5 protein-coding genes and 1 pseudogene are annotated in these 4961 nt (G+C 38.7%); all 6 read left to right on the plus strand.

What is annotated here, in order from left to right:
• Window positions 1-180 (plus strand): annotated as a pseudogene (locus tag AC1DUW_RS20895) (DHHA2 domain-containing protein); the annotation flags it as partial.
• 366 nt (window positions 181-546) lie between these two features.
• On the plus strand, window positions 547-1572 hold the full coding sequence (locus AC1DUW_RS20900; RefSeq protein ID WP_477643352.1) for an ABC transporter ATP-binding protein: 1026 nt from the start codon (window positions 547-549) through the stop codon (window positions 1570-1572).
• Window positions 1550-2476, plus strand: coding sequence for an ABC transporter ATP-binding protein (locus AC1DUW_RS20905; protein WP_477643353.1), 927 nt, complete (start codon window positions 1550-1552; stop codon window positions 2474-2476). The genes AC1DUW_RS20900 and AC1DUW_RS20905 overlap by 23 nt, the downstream gene beginning before the upstream one ends.
• Window positions 2477-2491: 15 nt before the next feature.
• Window positions 2492-3457, plus strand: a complete 966-nt coding sequence (gene opp4B, locus AC1DUW_RS20910) for an oligopeptide ABC transporter permease (protein WP_053345085.1) — start codon at window positions 2492-2494, stop codon at window positions 3455-3457.
• Window positions 3458-3478: 21 nt separating this feature from the next.
• Window positions 3479-4378, plus strand: a complete 900-nt coding sequence (locus AC1DUW_RS20915) for an ABC transporter permease (protein ID WP_053348000.1) — start codon at window positions 3479-3481, stop codon at window positions 4376-4378.
• Window positions 4379-4396: 18 nt separating this feature from the next.
• Window positions 4397-4961, plus strand: a 565-nt coding sequence (locus AC1DUW_RS20920; RefSeq protein ID WP_477643354.1) for an ABC transporter substrate-binding protein, incomplete at its 3' end; no start/stop codon positions are given.

Genomic DNA, 4961 nt, shown 5'->3' on the forward strand with positions numbered 1-4961 from the left:
GACCTGAGCGACAAAACAATTGCCCAGCTAATTACTCTTGATGCAAAAGAATTCTCTATGGGAACTGCGAAAGTGGAGATTGCTCAAGTCAATGCTGTGGATCCGAACGAAGTTCTTGCAAAACAAGCTGAATTAGAAGCAGCTATTGAAGCTGTTATTGCTACGAAAGAATTAGATATTCTTACAAATAAGCTAATTTTTCTGAAATATTAAAATTTTCAGACTGGAACAAAATAAGTACTTTTTCCCTAGGTGAAATTAAGTGATTTAATATTTTTAATGGAATATTTAAACATTATTTCAAAATAAGAAAATTAAAATGTTTTATTCTATGTTATAAATAGGACTTCATAACTTTACTGTGTAAAAGTTATGAAGGAAACTATTTTTATATTGCAGAAAAATATTCCTAAAGTTATAAAATATGAAAAAAATGTGATTATTTTCTACAAAACTATTGAATAAATGTTAAAAATTGATTAAAATTCTAAATAATTATCAGAAGATTTATTATTTTCCCGAAAAAATAGTTTAGGGGGAGCAGGGATGAAGAAAGCTATATTGCAAATTGAAAACCTTACTACCTCATTTCGAATTCAGAGCAAATATCATGCAGCGGTGGATGATGTTTCGTTTACTGTAAATGAAAATGAAATTGTAGCGGTGGTTGGAGAATCAGGATGTGGAAAGAGCGCTCTGGCCCTTTCTATCATGCAATTACATAATAAACAGAGAACGAAGTCAGAAGGTACAATACATTATAAAGGTCAAAATTTACTTACACTGAATGATACACAAATGAATAAAGTCCGCGGAAAGGAATTAGGGATGATATTTCAGGAACCTTTGACAGCATTGAACCCGCTGATGACAATCGGAAAACAGATTGAAGAAAATCTTGACTATCATACTGAACTTTCTAGGGATGAAAAAAAGAGCAGGACAATCGAACTCTTAACACAAGTGGGTATCCCTTATCCTGAACGGACGTACAAGCAATATCCGCATGAACTATCAGGCGGAATGCGTCAAAGAGCAATGATATCGATTGCCATTGCTTGCAATCCTGCACTAGTTATTGCTGATGAACCAACGACAGCATTAGATGTTACCATTCAAGCGCAAATACTTGATTTGTTGAAAGATATTCAAACTAAAACCAAAATGGGGATTATATTAATTACCCATGATCTGAGCGTTGTAGCAGAGGTAGCTGATCGGATTGTTGTCATGTATGCTGGGCAAGTAGTAGAGACGGGAAGTGTTAAAGAGATATTTAACAATCCACTTCATCCATATACTAGGTCGTTATTAAATTCAATCCCTTCGGCTACCAATGAAAAAAACCGTTTGCACGTTATTGAGGGAATTGTTCCATCGATAGCAAAAATGGACAGGAAGGGATGTCGATTCCAAGATCGTATTCCATGGATTCCTAAACAAGCTCATGAAGAGTCGCCTCATCTTCACGAGGTAGGTCAGGATCACTTTGTACGGTGTACCTGCTATAAAGAATTTTATTTTCAAGATGAAGGAGATGCATCGACTCATGACATTACTCAAAGTAGATAATTTAAAAGTGCATTTTCCAATAAGAGGCGGTTTTTTCCGAAGAGTAGTTGATCATGTAAAAGCCGTTGATGGTGTGTCCTTTGAGCTGAAGCAAGGGGAAACATATGGTTTGGTAGGAGAATCAGGAAGCGGCAAGTCAACGACAGGTAAGGCAGTTGTCAAGTTGAATAATGTGACATCCGGACAAATCCTGTTTGAAGGCAGGGATTTAGCAGCTTTAAGTAGAAAAGAGATTAAACCATTCAGAAAAGATATCCAAATGATTTTCCAAGACCCATATTCATCATTGAATCCCAAGAAGAGGGTGCTGGACATTATTGCCGAACCGCTGAGGAACTTTGAACGGTTATCACCTGCAGAGGAAAAGAAAATCGTTCAGGACTTCTTGGACAAAGTCGGACTCAGTCCGGAATCGATTCACAAGTATCCTCATGAATTTTCAGGGGGGCAGCGCCAGCGGATTGGAATTGCTAGATCATTGACATTAAAACCCAAGCTGATTATTGCTGATGAACCGGTATCAGCCCTCGATGTATCGGTTCAGGCGCAGGTGTTGAATTTTCTTCAGGATCTCCAACAGGAGTTCAATTTAACTTATTTATTTGTTGGTCATGACCTCGGTGTAATCCGGCATATGTGTGATCGGATGGGCGTTATGTATCGTGGTAGATTAGTAGAGGAAGGCAATAGCGATGAAATCTATGACAACCCCCAACATATTTACACAAAGCGTCTGATTGCTGCCATTCCGGATTTAGAGCCGGAAGTTCGTGAGGAAAAAGTACAGCTTAGAAAAAAATTATCAGCAGAGTATGAGTCGTCTTATTCAACATTTTTCGATGAAAATGGACGTGCTTATGACTTGAAGCCAATCTCATCAACACATAGAGTCGCATTACAATAAGGAGGTGGAAAGGATATGTGGAAGTTTATCCTCAGGCGTTTTTTAGTTATGATCCCGCAGCTCTTTTTATTGAGCATTATCGTTTTCATGATGGCAAAAGCAATGCCGGGAGATGCCTTGTCTGGTCAAGAAATCAATCCTAGGGCTAATCCTGCTGAGCTTGAAAGAATCAGAGAAGATTTGGGCTTGAATGATCCTTGGTATCAACAATATATAAGGTGGGCATCTAATGCTGTACAAGGGGACTTTGGTATTTCCTATACACATAAAACGCCGGTTATGGATGTTATAGAAGACAGGCTTTGGAACACGGTTTTCCTTGCGTTGGTTACACTTATCTTTACATATATGCTTGCCATTCCATTAGGTATACTTAGCGGCAGATATAATGATACCTGGGTGGATAAGACCGTTACGGGCTATAGTTATATAGGATTTGGCACACCGATATTTATCTTTGCGTTAATTATGTTATTTGTTTTCGGATTTGCCCTGGATTGGTTCCCGTCTGGAGGCAGTGTCGATTCCAAAGTGGATGAAGGTACATTCGCATATGTTGTAAGTAAGATCAATCACCTGATTTTACCAGCTTTAAGTACGGCCTTAATAGCTACAACAAGTACAATTCAATATTTACGAAATGAAATAATTGATAATAAAATAAAGGATTTCGTAAGGACTGCGCGTTCAAAAGGTGTACCTGAATCCAACGTATATTCACGGCATATCCTAAGAAATTCCTTTTTGCCAATTGCAGCATTCTTAGGCTATGAAATTACTGGGTTGATCGGCGGCGCTGTCATAATAGAGACTATTTTTAGTTATCCGGGACTTGGACAGCTTTTCCTTAGTTCCGTCAGTTTACGGGATTTCAGTGTAGTGACGGCCATCGTCATGATGACGGGATTTGCCACTCTGCTTGGCACTCTTCTTTCAGACATCATACTTAGTGCGGTCGATCCGCGCATACGGATAGAATAGGAGCGGGGTGAGCGTATGGAAATGAAAGTAGAATCCGGAAAAATCATTCAAACGAAAGATGTGAGCCCATCAGGTATGAAAATCATATGGCAGGAAATTAAAAAGGATAAACTTGCTATGGGCTCATTGATTATATTAGTAGCTATATTGGTTTTCGTTTACGGTGCGTCGTTCTTTATGGATGCCAAGGAAATTGCTAAGGTCGATTTCCTCTCCATTTATATGGAACCATCTTCAGACTACTGGCTCGGAACCGATTATGGTGGACGAGATGTATTTGGTCAGTTGATCATTGGTACGAGAAACTCATTTACCATCAGTTTGTTCATTACCTTATTCACGGCTATCATTGGTTTATCTTTAGGGCTTCTAGCTGGATATTTTGGCGGGGCTACCGACAATGTGATTATGCGTGTTATCGATTTTGTGATTGCCCTACCTCAATTGATGTTCATCGTTGTTGTAGTCACGATTGTACCAGTATTCAATGTGTATGTTTTCATATTAATCATGACAATGTTTTTATGGACAGGAAAAGCACGACTGATCCGTTCAAAGGCTTTGTCAGAGCGTGAGTTGGACTATATTCACGCCTCACAAACACTTGGTACACCACATTGGAAAATCATCCTTTTTCAGCTTTTGCCTAATGTCAGTTCACTGATTATTGTTAATTTCATTTTGAATCTTGCAGGTAATATTGGCCTAGAATCCAGTTTGACTTTCTTAGGATTCGGTCTTCCAGAGAGCACACCGAGTCTAGGTACGCTCATAAGTTATGCTCGAAATCCAGATGTTTTGGAAAACAAATGGTGGATATGGGTACCCGCATCACTCATGATTTTAGTGTTGATGCTGAGTATAAATTTTGTTGGTCAAGCGTTAAAACGCGCCGCAGATGCTAGACAAAGAAGAGGATAAAAAAGGGGAGTGTATGTCATGAAGATCAAAAGTTATAGCAAGGTATTAAGTGCATTAGCTATATCGTCTCTACTGCTTGCTGCATGTTCAAATGATACGGAAAAATCGTCAACAAAAGAGAAGAAAGGGAAAGATGTAGAACAAGTTGATACATCGCTATTCCCGACAAAAACAACAAATCAGGGAGAGCCGATTGATGGCGGCCATCTGACTTACGGATTGGTATCAGATACCCCGTTTGAAGGGATATTAAACAAAGTTTTCTATCAAGGAGAACCGGATAACCAAGTTATCACATTCTTTGATGAAGATTTACTGGATACAGACGAAAACTATGTTTTCACAAATGACGGTGCTGCTTCTTATGAAATTTCAGACGATAATAAAACGGTAACACTTACAATTAAAGACAATGTTAATTGGCAAGATGGGAAACCTGTGACTGGGGCTGATTTAGAGTATGCATACCTTGTCTTGGGAAGCAAGGATTACAAAGGGGTACGCTATGATGAACRAATGTCTTTAATTGAAGGTATGGAAGAGTATCATGCCGGAAAAGCAGATAGTATTTCGGGTATTAAAG

The sequence above is a fragment of the Peribacillus sp. P4_C12 genome (genome assembly GCF_056402095.1).